Raw genomic sequence first — 22,621 nt, 5'->3', positions numbered from 1 at the left:
TTGTTCGCGCTCAGTGGGCATGCTCATCCTTACTCAGTACTCGTTTCAGTGCAAGACGTCGTCGAGGCTGCGGGCGTCGATGGCACGGTCGAACCACATGAGTAGGGTGTCGGAATCGGCTTGCGTGATCCGCTCGCGGATGGGCTCGCTGGGTGGGCCGAATTTGCGCTCGATCAGGCGCAGCAGCGTTTTGGCTTCGCCAAGCTGGATGCCACGCTGTTCGCCAAGCTGGATGCCGCGCTGTTCGCCTTGGGCAATGTAGCGGTCGATGAAGGTTTCCATCAGGGGCTCTCCGGAGAGGGTTTGTTCGAGGAGGCGACAGACCTGGGTTTCGTCGAGTCGCCCAGTGCCTTGGACATAGTAGCGCAGCAGGGATTCCAGAATGTCGAGCGCGGTGGGGTCACGGCTAACCTTGGTGATCAATTCGAGCAGCTCGCGGAAGCGCTCTGCGGGTTGGTCGCTATAGATGTAGCGCAGCGCGAGCTGCACCAGTCGCGACAGCACCGCGCCCTTGATCTCCGTGTTGCTGCGGGCCGAGATGTCGTGCAGTGCATAGCCAAACTGGGGCACAAAGGGCTTGAGCGCCTCGGGCAGCGGATCGATGAGGTCGTGAAAGTGCGCGGGCGCACGCCAGTGTTCCTGACCGTGATAGAGCACCAGCGGGAACACCGGCGGCAGGCGCTTGGCCTCGGGGTGCTGGTCGCGGTATAGCTCGCCGCTGGCGACAATGTAGCGCAGCAGTTGCAACAGCACCCAATGCTCGGAGCGGCTCTTGTGCTCAAAGAGCAGATAGACCGAGAGTTGGGCATCGCGATAAGGAATTTGATAGATCAGGTCGGAGTAGACCTTGCGCAGCGCCTCGGTCACGAAGGTGTCTATCCCCGGAATTCGCACGGCTATTCACCGACCAGCCTCAGTGCTTTTCGCAGCACATCATCCGATAGATACATTCCGCTGTCTTTGAGTCGTTCGAGAACCGAGCGGGCACTGGATAGTCGGCCCACCTGTTTTGCGGCCAACACGAGACCAACGGTGCCACGCAGTGGGATACCAAGCGCCTCCGCACAACGACGTGCAGCGAGATCGTCAATCACGGCTGTGGTACCGGGAAAGCGGTGCGCCAACTCCAGTACCGCAGACTCTCCCGCCCCGAGATCCCACGCTATTATTTGAGGCAAGCCTGCCTCGGGAACCGGTCGCTCTTCCAACCAGGTTTCGGTCGCCAATGCTCGTGCGGTTGGGTCTTGTTTTCCATAGGCGCGTATTTCCTGGGCAACCGGTTCAGGTACCCAAACGCTCGATGCCGCGTCTGCGAGCAATTTCAACAGTCCCGCCTCTGCCAGATGGATGAGCGGCGAGGTATTGACCACAAGTGGTTGAAGCAAAATCGTCATGGAGTCGAGCTTGCGGGCGTCCGGTCGAGGCCAAGCTCGCGGGAGAGACTCTCGTCATCGAGGATAAAAACGTCCACGCCCTCCCGGGCTAGCGCATGGATAAAGTCCCGGCGATTCAAGCCGGCCAGTTCAGATGCTCGCTCCTGTGACATCAGACCGCGCGCATACCAATGAATCGCCGCAGCAAGCTTGAGTTCGCGCCCAAGCTCCAGCGGTGAGCGTCGCAACGCGGAGAACGCGGAATCTGGAATGGAGAGACTCAGTGTTGGCATGAAAAGATCTCCAGCGTTGTTGTAATTGCAGAAAGCGCGTCGGGTTCTGAACTTGCGATGTAATCTGTGACCTTCATGCGCCCTGCGTTGATTGGTACCGGCACAACCCAACTTGCGCGGCTAATCCACTATCAGCATATCCTTCAACTCGCTTTCCGAAAGGCGATACGGCTCGATATTTTGTTGCTGTTGTTGAGCATCGCCACCCCGCAGATCGCCTTGACGCGGATCTTGCCCCACATCGTAATAGGGCCCATGATCAATGCAGATTGATTTGCCGAGCACCGACTTGAGCTTGTTCTTGACCACCCACTGGGTCGGATGCTTGATGAATTTTTTCATCACCGGGGCGGCGGTTCCCACCAACCAGCAGTATTTAGGGCAGGTCGCGACTTTCTCGCGCACCTGTCGTGCCTTTTCACTTATGAGGTGGACCCGCTTTCGCGACCTCTCAAATCATCGTTGCGCGGCGATAATCCCTCCATACTGACACGAATCCCGCTGTCCGGGAAACGCTCGGCCAGGGAAATGATGCGCTCTTGTAATGCCAGCCGGATGTTGAGATCACAATGCGATCCAATTTTTTGAACAGCACATCGACGATGCCTTCGAGATCGCGACGAACGAACGGCTCTCCGTCTGTGCAAATCATCCACTCAATCAGTCCCCGGCCTGGCGCCGTGTCCCGTGCTGTCGGCTCTCCCACGCCGCCGCCAGCCGATTCAGATCGTGGAACAGCCGGGCGAAGCCGGCGAACAACGACGCAACAAACACACCGCCAAGGCCCCAGATGATCGACTCCCAGTACAGGCGCGGATCAAGCTCGCCCAAATACGCGGAGCTGCCCGGCCAATAGGTCAGCACCAAAATCAGGCTGAGGATCAGCGTAAGGAGCGCCATCAAAATGAAAAAGATCGACATGGTGGGCAATCGATAGGACGGCATTGTAGGGCTTCTCACTTGCAGGCTCGGCTTCTGGTTTCGTCTTGGGGTTGACTTCACCGGCGGCCGCAGCGGTTGGCTTTGCGGCTGCCGCGCGCTTGGCGCCCGCGCAGACCGCCAGATGGCCAGGCAAAAAACGTGGTCTGACCCTGGGGTACTCTGGGGTACTCTCTGGGGTACTCCCCTGAGGTACTCCCGCATCTAAAAACAGGCAACTAACAAACCGCAACCGCGCGAGCGGATCATTGCGTGCAATCGGTCCGTTCCTGTGCTAGGGTTTCCGACCGTCGCCGCACGCCACTGTTGCCGAGGGGTTCGCCCATGTCGCCGCGCCTGCGCAAATATTCCCGTCTCCTGCTCAATCCTGGCTGCTGGCCGGCCCTCGCGCGGGGCGTTGCCGCCACCCTGGAACATGACACCGCACTGGGTCAGGAGCGCTTCGCCACCGTCATCGACGTTGGCGCCAACAAAGGCCAGTTCGCCACCTACGCCCGCCTGCGCTGGCCGCGCGCGCGGCTGATCTGCTTCGAGCCGCTGCCCGCGCCGCGCGCCGTCCTTGAGCGCGTCACCCGCCGTCAGGCAGAAATCCACACCTGCGCCCTCGGGGCCGCACTTGGCGAGTGTGACATGGACCTTGATCATAACCCGAACCACCTGAACACGCCGGATACCCCGCCGGACGGGGCATTCGCCCCGTCCGCACCCTTTTCATGCGCTCGGGTTGGTCCGATTTATGATCCAAGACCCATATTGCCAGCAACTCGAAACGCTTTGACGACCATTTGTGCTGGCCCTATTCATGAATCGAGATTTGCTGAAAACGGAGAGTCTTATGAAAATTCAAAGTAAATCGCGCATTACTGGAGTCTTTTTTGGGTTCATCTTCTTTGCAACGTCCTTGCCGAGCCTCGCAGCGGTTAGTGTGACAACCTACGATTCCGATGACGAATGGCGCAATGCGTTCGGAACCAACTGGACTAAGTACTATGGCAGCAACGTTCGTGCCGGCAACAATGCAACAACCGGTGATTGGGAACGTGGCATCGTCGATGGAAACGACCAGCCTCTCGCACAAGGACAGCAAAACTGGGGATCCGAGTCCAACTTTTCATTTGACTTTCAGCATTACAACAATGGATCTACGGTCAACGCAACCCAGTCCATCCAAGATTTAGCCGATGATAGCTGGGAATCGGAATTAGAGACTAGCCTGACCAGTGTTTTTAATCACCACGACACCGCACCGAACACGGTCGTGTTGCGCGCCAAAGGGACCGAGGGAAGAGGATCAATCACCCTCGACTTGGAATCGCTTAAATTCGACAGTCGCGGCTACCTGGATCTCAGTGGTACTTCTCTAACTGGCGATGCAGATGGCCAATATCTCGTCTTCACTGGCCTGGAAATGTCCGAAATCTTCAGCCTTCGCGGCATCGCATCCTTAACGATCGGCGAAGATTTCAGAGGGTCCGACCCAATGTTTCAAATCAAAGTTGGTTATTTCGAAGCACCCGTGCCAATTCCAGCGGCCTTTTGGCTGTTTGGCTCTGCCCTTGTCGGATTATTCTTTGCGGGGCGGCGGAATAGGTGCCATTGATCCTTCGCAACCGTCATACTTTACCTTGCGAGCCCGCACCCGGTCTCACGGGGGAGTCTTGGTTATCTTGATCTTAACCTCAGGGAACGAAAGTTAGTAACGGCTTTAGCCGAAGACTAGTCATCACTTGAGCCGGGCCGCTTCATACGCGGCTTCGTTCCTTAATTCGAAAACAAATCGAGCCTGGACCCTTTATTTTGCTTTGCGCCCAGACGTGCGCGTTCGGCCGAGCCGGTGATCAGACGTTCGAGCGCTTAATGATCCACCGAAACAGCGCATGAACATCTAGTGCCACGAAAACCAATTCGAGCCTGGACCCTTAATTACATAGTTTCTTTAATTGCCCGGCTACCCGACCTTTAATTGTTATTCGGTTGACGGCGTAAGGATTATTCCTTACATTCGTGCTGTCGTCCTAATATGAGTCACCGCCATGACGTGCATCCACGAAATTGCCACCCTGACCTCCAAAGGCCAGCTCACCCTGCCCAAGTCCATCCGCCAGACGCTGGGTGTGATCAGCGGTGGCAAGGTGGCCTTCGAGCTGCGTCGCGGCGAAGTCATCGTCACCCGCGCCGACTCCGAGCATCAAGATCCGGCGATCGGCGCATTTCTGAACCTCCTGGAAGCGGACATCCGCAACGGTCAGCACGTCGGTACATTGCCCGTGGAGCTTGCCCAGGCCATGCTCGCAAGCGCCGGTCACGACTTGGACCTCGATGAAGACATTGAGGGAGGCGTGGCGCTTTGATCCAGCGTCACGGATGGGTGCTCCTGTTCCATAGTTGCATCGTCGAGCAGCTTCAAAAACTGCAAGCCGCCGCCGCTCGCGCCGAGCGCAACGATCCGATGGACTTTGAGCGCAATGCCAACGTCAAGCTGTTTCGTGCGTTGAGCCAGTTGATTCTGGAGACCGTGCCAAGCGATCCCGCGCGGGACGCATACCGCCAAGGCAACACCCTTGGGCCAGCCTATCGGCATTGGCGACGCGCGAAGGTCGGACGGCGGTTCCGTCTGTTCTTCCGCTACGACTCCAGGGCAAAGACCATCGTGTTTGCCTGGGTCAACGATGAGCAGACGCTGCGAGCGGCCGGTAGCAAGTCCGATCCTTACGCCACCTTCGAGAAGATGCTTGAACGAGGGAATCCGCCAGATGATTGGAATAGCCTGGTTGCCGTGAGTCAGTCGGATTGGTCGACAGATTAAAGGTGGCCTGTCCCGGTTATTCCTCATCGACGATGCCTTCGAGATCGCGACGAACGAACGGCTCTCCGTCTGTGCAAATCATCCACTCAATCAGTCCCCGGCCTGGCGCCGTGTCCCGTGCTGACGGCTTTCCAACGCCGCCGCCAGCCGATTCAGATCGTGGAACAGCCGGGCGAAGCCGGCGAACAAAGACGCAACAAACACACCGCCAAGGCCCCAGATGATCGACTCCCGGTACAGGCGCGGATCAAGCTCGCCCAAATACGCGGAGCTGCCCGGCCAATAGGTCAGCACCAGAATCAGGCTGAGGATCAGCGTGAGGAGCGCCATCAAGATGAAAAAGATCGCCATGTTGGGCAATCGATAGGACGGCATTGTAGGGCTTCTCGCTTGCAGGCTCGGCGTCTGGTTTCGTCTTGGGGTTGACTTCACCGGCGGCCGCAGCGGTTGGCTTTGCGGCTGCCGCGCGCTTGGCGCCCGCGCAGACCGCCAGATGGCCAGGCAAAAAACGTGGTCTGACCCTGGGGTACTCTGGGGTACTCCCCTGAGGTACTCCCGCATCTGGAAACAGGCAACTGACAAACCGCAACCGCGCGAGCGGATCATTGCGTGCAATCGGTCCATTGCTGTGCTAGGGTTTCCGACCGTCGCCGCACGCCACTGTTGCCGAGGGGTTCGCCCATGTCGCCGCGCCTGCGCAAATATTCCCGTCTCCTGCTCAATCCTGGCTGCTGGCCGGCCCTCGCGCGGGGCGTTGCCGCCACCCTGGAACATGACACCGCACTGGGTCAGGAGCGCTTCGCCACCGTCATCGACGTTGGCGCCAACAAAGGCCAGTTCGCCACCTACGCCCGCCTGCGCTGGCCGCGCGCGCGGCTGATCTGCTTCGAGCCACTGCCCGCGCCGCGCGCTGTCCTTGAGCGCGTCACCCGCCGTCAGGCAAAAATCCACACCTGCGCCCTCGGGTCGTACCGGGTGAGGGTGACATGCGTCTAGCCAGCCGGGTTGATTCCTCCTCCCTGCTCGCGCTCGGCGCCCAGCAAAAGGCGCTCTTCGGCATGGACGAATCCGGCGCCCTGCCCGTCGCCATCCAACGCCTGGACACTTGCCTGACCTCACCCCTGGCGCGCCCCTACCTGCTCAAGATTGACGTTCAGGGCTTTGAACTCGAAGTGCTCAAAGGTGCAACCGCCCTGCTGCCGGAGATCGACGCCGTCGATGTCGAGGCCTCAGACCTCGAACTCTACCAAGGCCAACCGCTACGCGCGGAGATCGAGCAGTTTCTTCTCGACGCCGGCTTTCACGTCAGCGGACACTTTAATGCCCAGTTTCACCAGGGGCAGCGCATTCAGGCAGACTGGCTGTTTCGGAGGGCTTAAGCGGTGCGAAACCCGCGGCTTCCTGTGTTAAACAACAACTCGGGCCTAGTCCCTTTCCCCGCAACTTTTCCCCAAGCTTTCCCGATACTCGGACCGCGACTCGGAACAGGAAAACACATCGAGCCTGGACCTTTTATTACCCGTTTGTGATTACTATGATATCGGAATTAAGTAAATGTCCCCGGAACTCGTCCCCGGACCTCAAGACCATATATGTCCCCGGAACTCCCGGAACTCAACTCAGCAGGAACTCAGCTACTAATTCCCTGTAATTCTGAGATTCTCAGGCGGATTAACACCAATTGTCTTTGTAAATTCAATTTCTTCAGGCCCAATTATATAAACAATCGACTCGCTAAAAACGAGAGTGGCCTCACCGTTATTCATACTAATCGGAATCTGGTTGCCGAGGTAGTCAAACGTATCGTGAATATCACCTTTCACCCTAATGCTATAGGTTTGTTCGCCTTCTGGCTTCCATATTGCCCAAGCGAGATTTCCATCCGGTCTTTTCCATTGCGGATGATAAAGATCGCCCGAGTCTGAACGCCAAAATTCTTCTACGACGCTTGATCCTGGTGGCCTAGCTTGCGTTAAAGTTGCCATCGCAGTGAAGGCTGGCTTATGATTATGTTCACGACCAACGATTCCGAAATGATCCTCGTTATGGAAAGGATCCCACTCATGAGCCAAAAATTCGTACCAGAACATCAGGCTGATGCCGGCTTGCAAGGTACTTAGGTATTTACGGGGCAATCTTTGGGCTTGTCTTTCCTCTGTCTCACCCCAGGTCACGCCAATAAAGCTTAAAACAATCAGACCACCTTTTAGCTCGCTGTCAAATTTGTACACGGCAGCGGACACGCCTTGGTAGCTGTCGTTAGAGCTGTAAATAATCGGAAGAAACTCATCATTGTCTTTAATCGCACCCGAGTTTAAGAAACGAGAAGCTTTAGGTGTCTTCTCGGGAAAATCGATATCAGCTGTCCAACTACGGCCTGGACTATTAGATGTCGAACTAGTTGGCACGCCATCTTTTGTCCAATAAGCTTCCCAACCGACATGCAGGCGTTCACGGTAAGATGTGCTAACTATCGAGTTCAGCGGATTATCGCGACTATATTTGGTTGCATCATAATACAGGGGTACCCCGTCCCAAAACATCAAAACCCCACCTCTTTGCACATAACGCTCAATATCATCGAAGTAATTGATGGGAAACGTTTCTGTTGGCGGTAGAACAATTAAGCCGTTCTTTGATGGCTCAAGTGCCTTGAGATCCTCCAATTTAATTTTTTCCGGTGACATCGGCTTGAACATATTCATGGCAATAGCCTCAGCCTTATATCCAAATCCACCAAGGTAATTAGGATCATCAAGTAGCAACGGTGACCAGTCTTCTCGTTGTGAGTCGATCGCTGCGAGGCCGCCGGACACAACACCACTTAATAATTCCGAAACTTTTGGAACACTATTCTGTGTTGAAATGCCGTACTCCGTAATCCAAATGGGCTTCCCATCATCGCCGTGTTGCCCCATGAGATTCTTGAGCTCATCCAGTTGTTCGCGAAATTGGTAAGATTCAGGATCGATTTGATACGGGTGAACATTCATTACATCGAAAAATGAACCTGCGCCAGCAGCGTATAGTGCCTCAATATACTCTGTCGGAATTCCAGAGTGACCGCCTATGACGACAACCAAATCCTTATCAATCTTTTTTATTTCTTCGTATGCGGCCTCAAGAAGACGGGCATATTGTGCTGCGTTTGGTTCGCCGTACCAAGTGTGAGGTCCGTTCTGCTCATTCCAAATTTCCCAATAACGGAGCTTGTTCTTGTAGCGGCCGACAACATTTTGAACATAACTACGCCAATCATCCAAGTGCTGATAGGCTGGAGACGCCCATGCAGGCTCCGCAATAAGGATTGGCAAGATATTGACGTCTAGACTCCCCGACAACTCCAATACGTTGTCCGACCGATCATACGTCCATTCGCCCTTTTGGGTCTCCATATGCTTCCAAGGAAAATCAACGCGAGCCCAGCCAATGCCGGCCGATTTCATTTGTTGAAGTTGAAACTCAGCATCATCATAGTCATCACCCCAAGTAAGGTGAGCGCAAATACCGTAAGGAGAAGTTGCCGCTTCGTCATCTTGAGACTGTTGGTCTTCATTAGAATTTGCAGAACTGTGTAAGACTACAGTAGGAAAAAGGACGAGTATAGATACGAAAACGCACCAGGTAAGCCTAGATGTAGTATCATAAAAAACCATTTGATTACCTTTTTAATCAGTTATCAAGTTTTGAAAGCCAATCGCAGGACTATTATTAATGGGAAAATGATCAAAAATCTGCCAGCCAATCGCATTAAGACTAATTTTGTTCAACGTTTTGAGAATGCAAAGGTGTGCCTAGAGAGGTGCATGCTATGAGTAAAGTAAGAAATGTGATTATAGTGAACGATCATGCCTGGATTAATGGTGGACAAGCTAAGGTAGCCATTGAATCAGCGAAGGGCCTTGCCACCCGCGGAATTACAGTTAAGTATTTCGCCGCGTGCGGACCAGTCGATAAGAGCCTCTTGCGGTGCGGTGTCGAGGTCTATTGTCTAAACCAAGATGACATTCTAACAGATCCACGCCGTCTGGTGGCAGCGACAAGAGGACTGTGGAATTTTACGGCTGCGCGGGCATTGTGGTGCTTGCTGAAAGAGCACTCTTCAAAGGATTCCATTGTCCACTGTCACGGATACGCCAAAGCACTTTCTCCAGCGATTGGTCCGGTAGTGACCGGTGGCCCGATCAAGCACGTGTATACGATGCATGAGTTCTTTCTTGTCTGCCCAAATGGCGGGTTCTACGATTACCAAGCAAATGCAATTTGCACCCTACGCCCGCTCGGTAGCGACTGCTTGCGCACTCATTGTGATGTCCGGCAGTTCTCGCACAAAGTATGGCGCGTTGTTCGCCAGGCATTGCTGTGGAGCCTTGGCGGCCTGCCGCGCAACCTTCGCGATGTGATCTATATTTCCGAAACCGAACGTCGCGCCATGGCGCCGTACTTTAATCCATTGGTGCGCCAACATTACGTTCCGAATCCAGTGCCCGTAGCGGATAGGCCGCGGGTACCAGCGGAAAATAACAAGCTTGTTGTCTTTGTCGGCCGCCTCAGTGCCGAGAAAGGCGGTCTGTTGTGTGCGGAGGCGACCAAGGTAGCCAAGGTGCCCGTCGTCTTTGTTGGCGACGGACCCGAGCGCGCGGCGATCCACGCGGTGAACCCGGGCGCAGTCATCACCGGATGGGTGACCCCGGCCGAGGTTGAGTCCTGGTTAAAGAAAGCCGCCTGCCTGATTTTTCCAAGTCGCTGGACAGAAACGTTCGGACTCGTCGCCTACGAAGCCCTTGCGCTTGGCATTCCAGTGATAACCGGTCGCTGGTGCGCCGCCGCCGAAGCTGTCCGAGACGGAATAACGGGCGTGGTCGTCGATACTCCCGAAGTTAACTCCTGGGTCAACGCAATCCACCGAGTCCAGAAAAATTTAGCCGGTTACTCCGTTGCGGCCCATGCGAAAGCCAGCACTTCTCAACTTGGATTGGACACTCATCTCGACCAGTTGATCGATCTTTACAACAATATCTGTAACTACTCACCCCCGCCAGCGTAGAGTTCCCCAGACAGCGCCATCTGGATGGCCACCAAGGGATTGTAGCCGCGATAGGCCATGGTCTGGAGATAACTGGAGATACGGCAATAGGCTTCGGCATACTGCCGGGTTCGGAAGCACCCCGAGACCTTCTGCTTGACCTTGCTCATGCGCAAGTCACGCTCCGCGCGGTTATTGGTAAAGGCCACCTCCGGGCGCTTGGCGAATAGCAGCACGGCGTCTTGGTAACGCTCAAGGCGCTCCCAGAGGTTATGGGCATCGGATTTCGCCACCCGCCCGCGCTTGCCATCCTGGCGTGGTGGAATCGGCGGCAACTCCTTCGCTCCCCGGGCGAGGATGACGCGATAGCGCTTGGTCAGCTTGCGATAGTCATCCTCCGAGAGGCACTTGTGTGGGCTGTTGGCCACCTGCTTGGCGGTATCCAACAGCAACTCTTTCATCCGCGCCGCCCAGCGATAGCCGTTGGCCTCCACGACAAAGGTCAGCTCGCGCACGAGATGCGCACCGCACGGCCCATGGTCGCAGTGGTCGTAGGACAGATAGGACGCCCAACAGTCATGGATGGATGGTGATCCCACCATAGCGGGGAATGATGTTGATCGCCTCAATCGCCTCGCGTCCGCGTTTGGGGTGGAGGAACTTCAGCGTGATCTGCCCACCGGCATAGACATGAATCCAATGATTGGTGCGATCAACCTTGATAGAGGTCTCATCGACATGGATGGCCGGGAGCTTCAGGAGCGCCGCAATGGCCTCCTGCTCCCAGCGGGCCAGGGCCACATGCAGGTGCATGACATAGCCGAGCAGGGTCGCTTGTGAGACCACCCGCTCGATGAAGGTGTTGAGCAACTGCACCACCCGCTGAAGCGAGACCATCTGCGCCACCAGCAGATTGATCACATAGGCGCGCAGGCCCAAACCGTATTGCACCGGTCCGGCAAAGGATGCTGGGAAAGGTGCTTTGGTGCGCTGCCCGCAGTGCGGGCAGTCCTTGATCTCGGCATCGAGGTGATCGACGGTCTTCTCGAAGACGATATCGATGCGCGTGCGCCGCTCATGGCTCTGGCTGGGGGTTTGGCTTAAATCCGCCGCGCAGTGCTCGCACTGTTTGACTGGGAGCGTGGTAACAGTCTCAATGGTGCGGGTGTTGGGGCTGCGATTGTGAGAAGGGTCGTGGCCTTTGGCACGCGAGCCGGATCGGGAGCCATTCGGCGGGTCCGCGTCCTGATCGGTCTGCGACGGCGGCACTCCGGAGTTGCGGCTGGTCTTGGTGGTGGTCTTCTCCATGAACACCGCCATCAGCAACTCAAACAGCACCAGCAGCGCTTCAAACAGCGTGCGCACCTCCGCGCTCACCTGGCCCGCGGCGCAGACCTGCTCGAACTGCGTTTTCAGGCTGGCGAACTCCTCGCGCAGGGAGGCCTTGTTGACGCTGGGCATAATGATCGCCAGCGCTCAGGCGCGCTCGGCCTCTACCGCCATCACAGCCCCCAGCACCGCCAAGCGCTCCGCCGGGGGCATGGCGTGATAGCGCCGCGCCCAGGTCTCGGCTTTGCGTTTGATGCGCTGGCGGTCGGTGAAGTTCTTCCCCGCATAGCGCGCCCAGTGCAGACGCTCGGGGGTGAAATTCAACCACAGCTTCTCGGTGCGCACTCCGGCGTGGTTCATCACCTGTAATTCCAGGCTCTGCCAGTCGCCGAGCTGTTGGTCGTAGAGGTCCGAGGGATAGCCGGAGAGGATCACCGCGCAGGGTAAAGACCGGAGCAGGGCGAGCAGGTCGCGGTGATCTTGCTCGCTCTAATCGTAGCGGTAGCGCCGCGAGGAGCGGCGCGTGCTATGAAGATAAGGCGGGTCGCTGTAGATGAGCTCGCGGCCGCTGAAGGGGTAAGCGGCGAGAAACGCATGCGCGCAGCCATGGACGCGCTCCACCGGATAGTCGCAGCGGAACCGCTCCAACACCCGGCATTGCGCTCGATGGCAATGTTGCGCAAGGCCGGGGGCTTGCGTTGCATAATCGCCCCGCCGCCGAGATGCGTTTCGATGTAGGTGTCATGCGGGGGCATCAGCGCGATGATTGGCTGACACAACCCGGAGGTGGCCTTCGAGCCAAAGTAACTGCCCATGCTCTCGGTCCGTCTCACTGTCTTGGACCCACAGCATAGGTCGCTGCCGCTATGATGTCAAGCGATCAGCGCGGCGGTGTGGGGTAGTTCGAGATGTAAGGGGGTGAGTAGTTACCAATATCTTAAACTACAAAACTTCCTGATCACCTTAGGACGCCAATTCAGGCGAAACGACACCTATTAAGGCAGCCCGGCGACGCGGCGAATGATCCGTTTTGCCTCGGCGACTCGCCGATCCACACGCGCCAACCAAGCCGAAACCGTGCGATGCTGAAGCTTGGCGCGCTCAACCTCCTGGTATAGCCGCAGGCTGTGATGACTGACCCCGTCTGCAGCCATATGCACAGTAACGGCATCGACATAGGCTGTTGCCAACCTGGGACCGGCACGAAGCAGGAATTCGTAGTCTCCGGCTATACGGTACGAAGGGTCAAATAATCCATAGCGATCAAAAAGCACCCGTTTATGCAAAGATCCAGCATGGGCAGTTTTCATGTTGCGTCGGAATTCATTCCAATTCCAATGCTGACCAAACTCTCTAAGGATACTACCATCGCGAACAATCGCCATTTTAGAGCTAATAAATTCTGCTTCCTGATTCTTCATCGCACTATCTACAAGCAGCGACAATCCATTATTCACGTAAAAATCCCCGGCGCCAACGAAGGCAAGATAGGTGCCCCGTGCAGCGCGTACACCTTTATTCCAAGCGTCGTAAATACCTTGGTCAGGTTCAGATATGAAAAAACGTACTCGTTCACCTGCTCGCTGCACAATATCACGCGTATTATCCGAAGAATTCCCATCAATTATAATGTGCTCCGCAAATCGGCCAACATCATCTGCCAGCGCACCCAAGGTAACGCTCAACAAAGCTGCCGAATTTAACGTACTTGTAATAATCGATACCAAAGGAGTCCGCGTATTCCGCATAAATTTAATCCCTCCTTTCTGACAACTTTGTCAACCCAAGAATTTCTTAAGAAAAGATTCGTTACAACGAACCGGACAAAGGTAAAAAATTACTACCACTCATCATCAGTATAAAAATGTTTTGAAATATGATTCGTTCCGCGATGAATTCGTTCCACCTCACGCGCCGATAATCTTTTTTTCCATTCAAAAATGTTTGATCGACTATTTCTCTTGAACTGATTCACACCTCCTTCTCCAGAGGTTGAGCGATGAATCAATTTGTTTGCTTCCTCTGGGAACTCTAATTCTAGCGAATGAAACAATTTCTGAAGTTTTTCAACAGGATCTCGCGACAAGTCTTCATGCTTTAGAAATATCCATTCCGAATGGAGATTCCTAAATTCGAGAATTACTGCATGAAAAAGATTCCACAGCAAAATTGCTTGTCCAATAATATCCTTCGATTCGAAAATCTGTTTATTAATAGACAGCCGATACGACTCTAGATATCGTTCCATTAAAAGTGGCTGGATGATAAAATCCTTAAAAGGGTAAAACCACCCCGCCTTTTTTAAGCTCCCAGCGAAGGCTGCAGGATGCCTAACTAGTATAACGGGATTCATAGCGAACCGGTCGACTAGCCATTCTGTAGAAAATAAAGCAATAGGATCTTTTACTAACGGCCGCCTTGCCTGTGATTTGTACAATAAAAAAAGCCCATAATCACGAAAAAGACGCAAAAAATCTTTAAGTGACTTTACCGACGCCATTTCTCTTGAAAATCCATAATCAAAACAGAGCGTGCGCCTGAAATCATCAATAAAAAGAGACTCGTTTTGGTCACAAACGTATGTAAACCAGTACTCGAATTTTGCCTTACAAACTCCGGGTCGATGTTCAGGATTGAATGGCTCGTGAATATATCCGACTTCAGGGGACAACGCTAGCATCTTCCCAACCCAGGTCGAACCGGATCGATGAGAACCGGTAACTAGAATACCCTTCTGCAATAAGCCATGCACAGTTCAAGTCCTCTTCTCTTAAAGTCTAAAATTCATTTTTTTCTTTGCCTTTATCCCAAGTGTTATTGGGAGGCTAACATTCTTTCATTTGATTGAATGACTGACTGCGGTGGCCCATTTTTATAACATCTGTCGCCCTAATAAAAAGCAACGAAAGAGCTGTTATCAATGGTAACTGAAAATAACCCGGATTTCTAATGTAGAGAAAAATGAGAATGCAAACACCGGCGGTCGCTCGCGCTCTAGACACAATATTCCTAAGGTCCCCCTGCGTATCACTCACATCGTATATCTTTACGGTTCTGACCTTCAATATCGAGCGCACCGATAGAATAGTCAGAAAAAAAACAATAATAACCCCTGCGATCCCCAATTCTGCAATGATCTTTGCAGCCGTAAAAGATCCATTCTCAGTGTTCAATAATAACCCGTTACCAACGAGCATTTGCCACGAAAAGATACCAGAAAACGCAAATCTTCCGCAGCCCATCTGATTAAAGCCAGTGCCTAGCCCAAAAGTACCGACTAATGACTCTTGAGCCTGCGACCAACCGTTAAGCCAAATTAAAGAACTAGTATTAATATAAATTGGGCTGCCTGATTGCATTACCCCCCGAATACGATCAGTATAGTGCGATGTATCAAATAAATCGAACTGGCTTAGAACGTACGCTAGGCTAACGCTAAAAAAAATAGTTATTGCCTTCTTAAAAGAAAGACCGCCTTGGATTACGATGACAATAAGTAACAAAACAAGTCCTATCACAAGTGTTGTGGAAGGAGCAAATAGCATAGCCAACGCGACTGCTAGCCAAGACCAAACGTCGGTTAGTCTTCCAGTTAGCCGATAAATTATAAGCGGTAATAAGTAAAGCGCCAGATGAGACGGTTCTGAGTACGGATCTGAATAGCGCGGCCATCCATAAAGGTAAAAATAAATACTCACTTTCGCTGCTGCAAGCAATAAAAAACCTGAAATACTTGCAAGAAGGAGGCGAGACAACTTGTCATCAACAATAAGCACAGAAGGGGGAAATATACGCATTGCCAAAACAAGAAATAACAACAACGTTAGAGACAAGAGGCCCTTAGCCTCAAGGTTACACCCTTGTCCTGACAAGAACGCTAGGCCAGAAAAAAAAGAAAACGATAAAGATCAAAGCAAAGTCATAAATCGACAATTTTAGTTGATTTGACTTTGTCAACAGAGCAATTAACGCTAGCGCTATTAAAGCGAAGGCTCCTGAAATATTATTCGGTAACGCCCAGTTTAATATTTCATCGAAGACATAAGCGATTACTAAAAAATACGCCAGACGAATATGTGGAAATGAGATATTGAACATTAGCCAAAAAAATTACTAAAGATGCTCCATATCTAAAGAAATTTTGAGCGCCTTCTACGTCTATTACCGATTTCGTAGATCGTGTTCTTATATAACCCCATAGTATTACTTACCATGTCTTCAACTGTAACTACCTGTCGCCTTTCTTGCGCATGTTTCCGTAGCTTCACCAATGTTTCCGGTAATAGCATTTTTGTCAATAAAGATCCCCAACTTTTCGCGTCGTTACTTTCCGACGCAATCCGCCCATTGAAACCGTCTTCTATTAGGTCTTCGGCATTTCCTGTTGGAGTTGACACAACGGGAATGCCGGCATGAAACGCTTCAAGTAGCACGTACGGTGCTGACTCATATCGGCTTGGAATAACTAGAATGTCAAAAGCAGGCATCGCCAATTGTCCACTCCGAGACCCGGCAAAGAGAACTCGGTTTGACAAGCCTAGAGCACATACTTGTCGCTTTAACGTTTCTTCCAGATCCCCGTCACCAACCAGAACACATTTAACATTCGGATTCTCAATATACTTTAACGCGTCAATAAGGCGTTCGGGCGCTTTCTGATGCGTAAAGCGCCCAACGAAACCAAGGACAATATCCTCTTCATTCAAGCCCAGTTCCCTTCTCGCATTAGAACGTGATGGTAACTCCGGAGTATCACAACCGTTTTGAATAATAACTAGTTTCGATTCTGGAATTGCGAGTTGTCGCGCTGTTTCAAACTCCTTCTGGCACAAAACGACAATTTTATCGCACCTCAGGGCCAGTATATATTCTGCAATTGCGATAGCAGTTCTTGAAAATGGATTTAGCGTAGGATCCATCGAACGGAATGCATGCGGTGTATATACACGAATCCCTGGTATTCTTGATGGTAACAATCGCATCAAAGCTCCCGCCTTAGAGCTATGTCCGTGTAGAACATCAAAAGGACCGATGGAGGTCAACAACTTCGCAAGTGCGCGGAGGCTTTGCAGATCATGTATACCTACTGATCGCTGGATAGGGAGCGCGTAGTTTGTAACCGTATTTAAGCACTCCAGACGTGCGACGAAACCTGGTCCCGAACGTACTGGAGACCAAATAACACAGACATCGTGACCTTGGTCTGCCACGCCTCGCGCAAGATCGGTGACATGCCGCCCAGCACCAGCGTCGGCACTCTCAATTAGATATGCGATGCGCAAAGCTCTCATAAATTAGACTACCTATCATTCCTAAATCCATCATCCCGTCGATTGTTAAAGGATGGTCATAATCAACGAAAGAGCAAAATATCAGGAGCAAATAGATACCGTAGCTACCACCCGACCGGGAACGCCCATAACAATGCTGTTAGGTGGAACGTCCTTCGTGACCACTGAGGCGGCACCAATGATACTACCACTGCCGACGGTGACTCCGGATAAAATTCTTGCGCCCGAACAGATCCAGACGTTGTCTTCGATCTGAACAGGTTGTTTGATTAGAGTATCGCGAAAGCACGACGCCGATTTGTCGTGCGTCAACGATGTTATTACAGTGTGAGTAGCGATCAATACATTATTGCCTATGGTTACAACGCCGCCCCCCCATATGTGTACGTAATCACTAATCGAACAATTTGCGCCTATCGATACCATACTAGATCCGTATATGGTTACGTTAGGATAAATCTCCGAACCTGGGCCGAGTTGAGCCAAGCGAGCCCGCCACCATGCCTGCCGAATTGTTATGCTGATCGCTCTGAATCGCAGGAAACGTGAAACCCTGTAAGCTATTCGCATAGGGGGTACTAGCAGTGCCACGAATAATTCTCGTGTGACGGTCTTCATGAACTATCTCTTGTCAGTTGTGTTTTAGCTTGAAACCAAAGTTGGTCGCGTATTGGGTTTATCCATGCGACAGCGACAACCAAAAATGAAGAACAGCTTACAACGACGAACGCGGTGATAAAATTTCCATCCCCATGTATAGATCCACCCCACATCAAGGAGGCCGCCAATACTGCAAACACACCTGTCAAGGGGACTAAACCAGTACCCGCAAGGTCAAGATCCCCTAGCTTAATCCGTTTACGGCGTTGGTGCGTGATTATTAGCCAGAGAGTTCCTGCTGTTAAACCTGCGGCGTAAGCCCACAAGACACCTTCCGCACCGAATGTTCGCCCTAAGCTCCAGCCCATTGATGTAGTTACTGCTGCCGTTACAATGTGCGAAATGGTATTCCAACCGACTTCACCCGTTCCCATGTTGGCAAAATATGCAGGACCGGAAAAGATATTAATAAACCATCCAAGACATGTCAGTTGAAATGCGAACAGGAAAAACTGGTCGACACAACCTAACAGCAGCCAGCTAACAGTGCCGCTCCAAACCTGAAGAAATGCAAATACTGGGATAGCACTGAGTGCCAAGATCTGCATATTGACACGGTAGTAAGAGTCTAGTGCTTCCGGCGAATTTTCTACTAATTCAGCAATTCTCGGTATGACAGCCTTGTTCGCCGCCACGACTAGCGCCCGAACTTTAAGGACTACTTGATTGGCCATTTCAAAAGTGCCCGCGGCGGTAGAGTTACCGAAATGCACGATCAATGCTTTAGCTAAAGGATCAGCCAGAAGAATGAAGACGGTTGCGATCTGAAGATTTATTCCATAGCTGAGCATCTCGCGAAGTTTCGGCCAAGACCACCGATGCGGCAAGCACGACAAGCAGGATAATTCGCCGCGCAATAGTAACCACCCTGCGACTGCTAGGAAAGCGCCTTGCCCAATTTGTGCCCAGGCTAATCCTAGAAGACCAAGCTCCGGTACCAGCCAAAAAGCCAAAGCAAGCATCACTGTCTGGCCAACAAGAACTACTCCAGCCCTAAGTTCCATCCGTTGACAACCGTCAAGTCCCGATTGGAAAATCGAGGCCACGATCGTCAAAAACAGAGAGATCAGCGCGTAAGGCAAGATAAGGATCGCCTTTTCTTTTTCGAAGCCTTCGAAAAGAACAGACAACATGCTGGCTAACGGAAAATACAGCATGGGCAACGCAACGACAAGAACGGCCACTAGAGAAAGCAAGGCGGTTTCCGTAGCTAGGGCCGCACCATCTGGGCGATTCCTCGCGAGATCTTTCGCAACGAACCGAGTAACGGAAGCACTCACTCCTAGATCGACAATTCTCGAAGCCGACGCCGTTGCGAGGACTACAGACCAGATCCCAAGCGTAGCCGTGCCAAGTGCCTCATTAATGTATCGATACAAAGCGAATAGCATCACTGCGCTTATCAACATCTGCAGGATGTTGGCAACAGCGTTTCGGGCAAGTATGAGCGTCACGGTTTGCGGAGTACTACAAGGAAATGGTCATTTGCTGAAGTCCACGATGGCGGATAATCAGCGAGTACCGGAAAGCGCCTGGTATCTTTCGCACTAAGCCCTTTCATCCGGGCCCACCGGATAAGTGCCGGCAAAATACGATAGCTAACGTTTATCAAGATCTCCTTTGTCTTCTTCAGCGACGTAGCTTTGACATGGCTGTAAAAAGCGACATGCTCAATTTTAAGCCCGAGTGTTTTGGCGCAGCCTTCCATCCATTCTGGACTAATAAACGCAATATGTTCGGGTTTTGCACAATAATAGTAACGGCTTCGCATAAAACGAAAAGATCGACTCTCAAGATTACCAGTGGACAAGAGGATTCGACCGCCTGGTTTTATCCTGGCAAAACAAGACTCCAAGAATATCCGTGGCGATTGAACATGCTCAATTATGTCAAAAGCTGTAATGCAGTCAAACGTTCCCGCTAACTCGGCCAGATCTTTTCCTGCGGTCATTATCCCTTGAGCCTCTGCGCGGCTCCTTGCTTGTGAATTTATTTCAACACCAAAACAACGAAATACAGTTGTAAGCGGTTCAAGGAAACCGCCATCGAAACAACCAATGTCGAGTACACTTGAACCCCGTGCCATATTGGTGCCTAACCAGTCGCGTGCTTTCTGCCAATCACGCCGTCGATCAGAGTTTTTAGACCATGTTTCATGTTCACCGTTAGCATACAGAAGATCCAGTTCACGCTTTGATTTTTGTGGCCAACGAAAGCCTAAGTGACAGACGCTGCACTTATAGAGATTACCGCCTGGCAATGGGTTTCCAAGTATCTTTCCTGCGAAAAGATTTGAAGCCGGGAGTGAACCTATTATGAAAGCTTGCCCGTTGCAATCAGGGCAAGCGGATGTTAAATGCTCCTTGTTCACCGTAAGAATACCGCTTCAAAAAAAACAATCTTACCGTCTAGCCTATAATTTTGGAAAAGATTTTTCATGGTCTTTAGTCTTTTACTGAAGTTTTGCCGTTCATGTAATGCCCTCTTCAGCAGTGGTTTCACTCGGAGTAATGAAAGTTCGGTGGGGGTTGTGTCAAAACGGGAAAGCCCCTCGAAAACTCCCCCTACCTACCCGCGCGGCCTCCGAAATACGCCAAAGCTCCAGATCTCTTATTATAAAGCATATTCAAGGGAGTATTATCAAAAGGGCTTGTCGCGCTTCGGTCATTGGCTTTACAAAGAACTGAGCAATTTCACATAACTGACAAAAGATAATCATCCTCGTCAATAGTGTGTTCTAAAAAAAAGACCGTTACTTTGGAGAGTACGCCCTGTATCGGGATGTATAAATTCCTGCGAGAGTGCCCAGAGCTTGAAACCCTCTTTCTCCAATCTTTGAACAACATCGGTCCAAAGTCGCGAACCCTGATAGAGTGATACAAAGGATAACTCACACAAAATGCCACGAATCTTGGGAAGTGTTTCTGATGCTCCGTCAAGAACCTGCCATTCATAACCCTGCGTATCGATTTTGAGTAAAGGGTTCTGGCCACGATCTAAGTAAAGCGGCGCAACGCTATCGAGCCTCAGAATTGGGGTTCGCTCAGTTCCAACATATTCGGAGTTTTTCGCTGCATCACAATGCGTATCGGTTATTTGCAAAATGCTCGACGAATAAGAGTTATTGCTGACTTTGACCTCGATTTCACCATCGGTATCCCCGATAGCTGTTCGTTCATGGACATACCATGATTGATCTTTGTCGGCGTTTTGCGTGGCTATGTTATGAGGGATGGAAAGCGGTTCAAAGCTTACGATATGTTTGTTGTAGCCAAATCGTCGGAGATCAAGTCCAAATTGACCGCGGTTTGCGCCAACATCAAAAATCAAATCAATATCAAAAGACTGCAAGGCCGTAACAAGTTGGCACGTTGAGTTAGATTGAGTCGATACTCGACGAACTTCTAAGAAAAGGCCGGGTAGTGGCTTTAGATACATGCTGAATCTCGTCAAAAACAGATGAAGAAAATGCGCGCTGCAGCTAGACGGGCTTAGGCCATAACCTGAGCCAAAATCCTGCGGCCTTATCGGCATGAATTTCAGAAAAATGGTAGATCACAGTGAATCTCATGAGTTCATCATCCTAGTTGTCCGTGGTCATCAGCGTTACGTTCGATTTCTTTGCGCAGTGCGGATTGCAGATCATCCACCACCGGAAATCAGCGCAAGTATGCCGGCATGGCCCAGCGCAGCGCAAGCAGGGTTAACGCCTCGGCAATTTTCTGCACTGGATGGGGCGCTGCCGGCCTTTTCGGGCCAGTAGCAGTGCGACAGGATCAGTATGCGGGGCGGCGTGGTCATGCGGCGCTATTCGTTGTGACTCAGTGTGGTGAAGCCTTCGCGTCGGCAGAGTTTGTCGCGCTCGGCTGCGCGCAGGTCCTCGCGCATCATTTCGCTGACCAAGTCGCCAAAGCTGATCCGGGGCGTCCAGCCGAGCTGCTCACGCGCCTTGCCGGGGTCGCCGAGCAGGGTCTCGACCTCGCTGGGGCGAAAGTAGCGCGGATCCACGGCGACGATGCAGGCGCCAGTGGCCTGGTCATAGCCTTTTTCTTCGACGCCCTGCCCTTCCCAACCGATATTGATGCCGATGTCACGCGCCGCCAGAGCGACAAAATCGCGGACTGAATGTTGCTCGCCGGTGGCGATCACATAGTCCTCGGGCGCGTCCTGCTGCAACATCAGCCATTGCATTTGCACATAGTCACGCGCATGGCCCCAGTCGCGCTTGGCATCCAGATTGCCAAGATAGAGCCGCGCTTGCAGGCCAAGCTTGATGCGCGCGAGCGCGCGGGTGATCTTGCGGGTGACGAAGGTCTCGCCGCGGATGGGGCTCTCGTGGTTGAACAGGATGCCGTTGCAGGCATAGAGGCCATAGGCTTCGCGATAGTTGACGACGATCCAGTAGGCGTAGAGCTTGGCCACCGCGTAGGGCGAGCGCGGGTAGAAGGGCGTGGTTTCGCGCTGGGGAATTTCCTGCACCTGGCCGTAGAGTTCGGAGGTGGAGGCTTGGTAGAAGCGGGTTTTCTGCTCCAACCCCAGGATGCGGATGGCCTCCAGCAGGCGCAGGGTGCCGAGGCCGTCGGAGTCGGCGGTGTATTCGGGTTCCTCGAAAGAGACGGCGACATGGCTTTGGGCGGCCAGGTTGTAGATTTCATCCGGCTGCACCTGCTGGACGATGCGGATCAGGCTGGAGGAATCGGTCATGTCGCCGTGGTGCAGGATGAAGCGCCGGTCCGCCGCGTGTGGGTCTTGGTAGAGGTGGTCGATGCGGTCGGTGTTGAACAGCGAGGAACGGCGTTTGATGCCGTGCACCTCGTAGCCCTTGTCCAGCAGTAGCTCGGAGAGGTAGGCGCCGTCCTGGCCAGTGACACCGGTGATTAACGCGGTTTTTTTGGTCATGCGTG

General features: G+C 52.6%; 27 protein-coding genes. 7 read left to right on the top strand and 20 right to left on the bottom strand.

Annotation, left to right across the window (positions count from 1 at the left end; all coding sequences use genetic code 11):
* Positions 1-45: 45 nt before the first annotated feature.
* From Thiosp_RS06390 to Thiosp_RS06370, 5 genes are all read right to left on the bottom strand, one after another.
* Positions 46-894 (bottom strand): Rpn family recombination-promoting nuclease/putative transposase, encoded by an 849-nt coding sequence (locus tag Thiosp_RS06390; RefSeq protein WP_323696914.1) that lies wholly within the window; start codon positions 892-894, stop codon positions 46-48.
* Between the two features lie 2 nt (positions 895-896).
* The gene (locus Thiosp_RS06385) at positions 897-1,394 is read right to left on the bottom strand and encodes a DUF3368 domain-containing protein (RefSeq protein WP_323696912.1); all 498 of its coding nucleotides are present in this window, start codon (positions 1,392-1,394) and stop codon (positions 897-899) included.
* Entirely contained in the window at positions 1,391-1,666 is a 276-nt protein-coding gene (locus Thiosp_RS06380) for a UPF0175 family protein (protein ID WP_323696911.1), read from the bottom strand. Before Thiosp_RS06380 ends, Thiosp_RS06385 begins: the two co-directional genes overlap by 4 nt.
* Before the next feature lie 120 nt (positions 1,667-1,786).
* Positions 1,787-2,071, bottom strand: coding sequence for a hypothetical protein (locus Thiosp_RS06375; protein WP_323696910.1), 285 nt, complete (start codon positions 2,069-2,071; stop codon positions 1,787-1,789).
* A 255-nt stretch (positions 2,072-2,326) separates the two neighbouring features.
* Positions 2,327-2,587 (bottom strand): hypothetical protein, encoded by a 261-nt coding sequence (locus tag Thiosp_RS06370; protein ID WP_323696909.1) that lies wholly within the window; start codon positions 2,585-2,587, stop codon positions 2,327-2,329.
* Positions 2,588-2,929: 342 nt separating this feature from the next.
* Between Thiosp_RS06370 and Thiosp_RS06365 the strand changes: the two genes are divergently transcribed.
* The 4 genes from Thiosp_RS06365 to Thiosp_RS06350 all read left to right on the top strand — a co-directional run bounded on the left by Thiosp_RS06365 (position 2,930) and on the right by Thiosp_RS06350 (position 5,411).
* Positions 2,930-3,457, top strand: a complete 528-nt coding sequence (locus tag Thiosp_RS06365; RefSeq protein ID WP_323696908.1) for an FkbM family methyltransferase — start codon at positions 2,930-2,932, stop codon at positions 3,455-3,457.
* Positions 3,441-4,205 carry a hypothetical protein gene (locus Thiosp_RS06360; RefSeq protein WP_323696907.1) on the top strand — a complete coding sequence of 255 codons (765 nt, stop codon included), beginning with the start codon at positions 3,441-3,443 and terminating at the stop codon, positions 4,203-4,205. Before Thiosp_RS06365 ends, Thiosp_RS06360 begins: the two co-directional genes overlap by 17 nt.
* A gap of 433 nt (positions 4,206-4,638) precedes the next feature.
* Positions 4,639-4,956 (top strand): type II toxin-antitoxin system PrlF family antitoxin, encoded by a 318-nt coding sequence (locus Thiosp_RS06355; RefSeq protein ID WP_323696906.1) that lies wholly within the window; start codon positions 4,639-4,641, stop codon positions 4,954-4,956.
* Positions 4,953-5,411, top strand: coding sequence for a type II toxin-antitoxin system YhaV family toxin (locus Thiosp_RS06350; RefSeq protein ID WP_456129270.1), 459 nt, complete (start codon positions 4,953-4,955; stop codon positions 5,409-5,411). Before Thiosp_RS06355 ends, Thiosp_RS06350 begins: the two co-directional genes overlap by 4 nt.
* A gap of 90 nt (positions 5,412-5,501) precedes the next feature.
* On the opposite strand, the gene Thiosp_RS06345 is transcribed toward Thiosp_RS06350, so the two are convergent.
* Entirely contained in the window at positions 5,502-5,786 is a 285-nt protein-coding gene (locus Thiosp_RS06345) for a hypothetical protein (RefSeq protein WP_323696905.1), read from the bottom strand.
* Between the two features lie 306 nt (positions 5,787-6,092).
* Here Thiosp_RS06345 and Thiosp_RS06340 point away from each other — a divergent pair, with 306 nt between their 5' ends.
* Positions 6,093-6,407, top strand: coding sequence for an FkbM family methyltransferase (locus Thiosp_RS06340; RefSeq protein ID WP_323696904.1), 315 nt, complete (start codon positions 6,093-6,095; stop codon positions 6,405-6,407).
* Positions 6,398-6,790, top strand: coding sequence for an FkbM family methyltransferase (locus Thiosp_RS06335; protein WP_323696903.1), 393 nt, complete (start codon positions 6,398-6,400; stop codon positions 6,788-6,790). The genes Thiosp_RS06340 and Thiosp_RS06335 overlap by 10 nt, the downstream gene beginning before the upstream one ends.
* Before the next feature lie 258 nt (positions 6,791-7,048).
* On the opposite strand, the gene Thiosp_RS06330 is transcribed toward Thiosp_RS06335, so the two are convergent.
* Positions 7,049-9,067 (bottom strand): cellulase family glycosylhydrolase, encoded by a 2,019-nt coding sequence (locus Thiosp_RS06330; protein WP_323696902.1) that lies wholly within the window; start codon positions 9,065-9,067, stop codon positions 7,049-7,051.
* Between the two features lie 182 nt (positions 9,068-9,249).
* Here Thiosp_RS06330 and Thiosp_RS06325 point away from each other — a divergent pair, with 182 nt between their 5' ends.
* Positions 9,250-10,458 (top strand): glycosyltransferase family 4 protein, encoded by a 1,209-nt coding sequence (locus Thiosp_RS06325; RefSeq protein WP_323696901.1) that lies wholly within the window; start codon positions 9,250-9,252, stop codon positions 10,456-10,458.
* Here the strand turns inward: Thiosp_RS06325 and Thiosp_RS06320 are convergent.
* The 13 genes from Thiosp_RS06320 to gmd form a co-directional block, all read right to left on the bottom strand.
* Entirely contained in the window at positions 10,437-11,039 is a 603-nt protein-coding gene (locus Thiosp_RS06320; RefSeq protein WP_323696900.1) for an IS66 family transposase, read from the bottom strand. The two genes, Thiosp_RS06325 and Thiosp_RS06320, sit on opposite strands and share 22 nt — an antisense overlap.
* The gene (locus Thiosp_RS06315) at positions 11,014-11,898 is read right to left on the bottom strand and encodes an IS66 family transposase (RefSeq protein ID WP_323696899.1); all 885 of its coding nucleotides are present in this window, start codon (positions 11,896-11,898) and stop codon (positions 11,014-11,016) included. Before Thiosp_RS06315 ends, Thiosp_RS06320 begins: the two co-directional genes overlap by 26 nt.
* A gap of 15 nt (positions 11,899-11,913) precedes the next feature.
* Positions 11,914-12,201 carry a DNA methylase gene (locus Thiosp_RS06310; protein WP_323696898.1) on the bottom strand — a complete coding sequence of 96 codons (288 nt, stop codon included), beginning with the start codon at positions 12,199-12,201 and terminating at the stop codon, positions 11,914-11,916.
* A gap of 54 nt (positions 12,202-12,255) precedes the next feature.
* Complete coding sequence (locus Thiosp_RS06305; RefSeq protein ID WP_323696897.1) at positions 12,256-12,417, bottom strand: hypothetical protein; 162 nt, start codon at positions 12,415-12,417, stop codon at positions 12,256-12,258.
* Between the two features lie 344 nt (positions 12,418-12,761).
* Complete coding sequence (locus Thiosp_RS06300; RefSeq protein WP_323696896.1) at positions 12,762-13,514, bottom strand: glycosyltransferase family 2 protein; 753 nt, start codon at positions 13,512-13,514, stop codon at positions 12,762-12,764.
* A 92-nt stretch (positions 13,515-13,606) separates the two neighbouring features.
* On the bottom strand, positions 13,607-14,446 hold the full coding sequence (locus Thiosp_RS06295) for a hypothetical protein (protein ID WP_323696895.1): 840 nt from the start codon (positions 14,444-14,446) through the stop codon (positions 13,607-13,609).
* A gap of 145 nt (positions 14,447-14,591) precedes the next feature.
* A complete protein-coding gene (locus Thiosp_RS06290) occupies positions 14,592-15,599 on the bottom strand; it encodes a hypothetical protein (protein WP_323696894.1) in 1,008 nt (335 codons plus the stop codon).
* Between the two features lie 297 nt (positions 15,600-15,896).
* Positions 15,897-17,057 (bottom strand): glycosyltransferase family 4 protein, encoded by a 1,161-nt coding sequence (locus tag Thiosp_RS06285; RefSeq protein WP_323696893.1) that lies wholly within the window; start codon positions 17,055-17,057, stop codon positions 15,897-15,899.
* A gap of 81 nt (positions 17,058-17,138) precedes the next feature.
* Positions 17,139-17,483 carry an acyltransferase gene (locus tag Thiosp_RS24655; RefSeq protein WP_407702786.1) on the bottom strand — a complete coding sequence of 115 codons (345 nt, stop codon included), beginning with the start codon at positions 17,481-17,483 and terminating at the stop codon, positions 17,139-17,141.
* Between the two features lie 188 nt (positions 17,484-17,671).
* Positions 17,672-19,171 (bottom strand): oligosaccharide flippase family protein, encoded by a 1,500-nt coding sequence (locus Thiosp_RS06280; RefSeq protein WP_323696892.1) that lies wholly within the window; start codon positions 19,169-19,171, stop codon positions 17,672-17,674.
* On the bottom strand, positions 19,168-20,088 hold the full coding sequence (locus Thiosp_RS06275) for a class I SAM-dependent methyltransferase (protein ID WP_323696891.1): 921 nt from the start codon (positions 20,086-20,088) through the stop codon (positions 19,168-19,170). The genes Thiosp_RS06280 and Thiosp_RS06275 overlap by 4 nt, the downstream gene beginning before the upstream one ends.
* A 353-nt stretch (positions 20,089-20,441) precedes the next feature.
* A complete protein-coding gene (locus Thiosp_RS06270; protein ID WP_323696890.1) occupies positions 20,442-21,155 on the bottom strand; it encodes an FkbM family methyltransferase in 714 nt (237 codons plus the stop codon).
* 369 nt (positions 21,156-21,524) lie between these two features.
* Positions 21,525-22,616, bottom strand: a complete 1,092-nt coding sequence (gmd, locus tag Thiosp_RS06265) for a GDP-mannose 4,6-dehydratase (RefSeq protein WP_323696889.1) — start codon at positions 22,614-22,616, stop codon at positions 21,525-21,527.
* Positions 22,617-22,621 lie beyond the last annotated feature (5 nt).

The organism is Thiorhodovibrio litoralis, from assembly GCF_033954455.1.
GTDB classification, from domain to species: Bacteria; Pseudomonadota; Gammaproteobacteria; order Chromatiales; family Chromatiaceae; genus Thiorhodovibrio; species Thiorhodovibrio litoralis.
Note: the sequence above shows the minus strand (reverse complement) of the source record. Positions and strands in the feature narration are given on the sequence as shown.

Bases quoted from the DNA above. Each gene is read 5' to 3' on its own strand.
- Thiosp_RS06330 (WP_323696902.1), bottom strand. From the start codon at position 9,067: ATGGTTTTTTATGATACTACATCTAGGCTTACCTGGTGCGTTTTCGTA.
- Thiosp_RS06340 (WP_323696904.1), top strand. From the start codon at position 6,093: ATGTCGCCGCGCCTGCGCAAATATTCCCGTCTCCTGCTCAATCCTGGC.
- Thiosp_RS24655 (WP_407702786.1), bottom strand. From the start codon at position 17,483: ATGGTATCGATAGGCGCAAATTGTTCGATTAGTGATTACGTACACATA.
- Thiosp_RS06370 (WP_323696909.1), bottom strand. From the start codon at position 2,587: ATGTCGATCTTTTTCATTTTGATGGCGCTCCTTACGCTGATCCTCAGC.
- Thiosp_RS06385 (WP_323696912.1), bottom strand. From the start codon at position 1,394: ATGACGATTTTGCTTCAACCACTTGTGGTCAATACCTCGCCGCTCATC.
- Thiosp_RS06365 (WP_323696908.1), top strand. From the start codon at position 2,930: ATGTCGCCGCGCCTGCGCAAATATTCCCGTCTCCTGCTCAATCCTGGC.
- Thiosp_RS06380 (WP_323696911.1), bottom strand. From the start codon at position 1,666: ATGCCAACACTGAGTCTCTCCATTCCAGATTCCGCGTTCTCCGCGTTG.
- Thiosp_RS06315 (WP_323696899.1), bottom strand. From the start codon at position 11,898: ATGCCCAGCGTCAACAAGGCCTCCCTGCGCGAGGAGTTCGCCAGCCTG.
- Thiosp_RS06320 (WP_323696900.1), bottom strand. From the start codon at position 11,039: ATGGTGGGATCACCATCCATCCATGACTGTTGGGCGTCCTATCTGTCC.
- Thiosp_RS06300 (WP_323696896.1), bottom strand. From the start codon at position 13,514: ATGCGGAATACGCGGACTCCTTTGGTATCGATTATTACAAGTACGTTA.
- Thiosp_RS06270 (WP_323696890.1), bottom strand. From the start codon at position 21,155: ATGTATCTAAAGCCACTACCCGGCCTTTTCTTAGAAGTTCGTCGAGTA.
- Thiosp_RS06295 (WP_323696895.1), bottom strand. From the start codon at position 14,446: ATGCTAGCGTTGTCCCCTGAAGTCGGATATATTCACGAGCCATTCAAT.
- Thiosp_RS06345 (WP_323696905.1), bottom strand. From the start codon at position 5,786: ATGCCGTCCTATCGATTGCCCAACATGGCGATCTTTTTCATCTTGATG.
- Thiosp_RS06355 (WP_323696906.1), top strand. From the start codon at position 4,639: ATGACGTGCATCCACGAAATTGCCACCCTGACCTCCAAAGGCCAGCTC.
- Thiosp_RS06360 (WP_323696907.1), top strand. From the start codon at position 3,441: ATGAAAATTCAAAGTAAATCGCGCATTACTGGAGTCTTTTTTGGGTTC.
- Thiosp_RS06285 (WP_323696893.1), bottom strand. From the start codon at position 17,057: ATGAGAGCTTTGCGCATCGCATATCTAATTGAGAGTGCCGACGCTGGT.
- Thiosp_RS06335 (WP_323696903.1), top strand. From the start codon at position 6,398: ATGCGTCTAGCCAGCCGGGTTGATTCCTCCTCCCTGCTCGCGCTCGGC.
- gmd (WP_323696889.1), bottom strand. From the start codon at position 22,616: ATGACCAAAAAAACCGCGTTAATCACCGGTGTCACTGGCCAGGACGGC.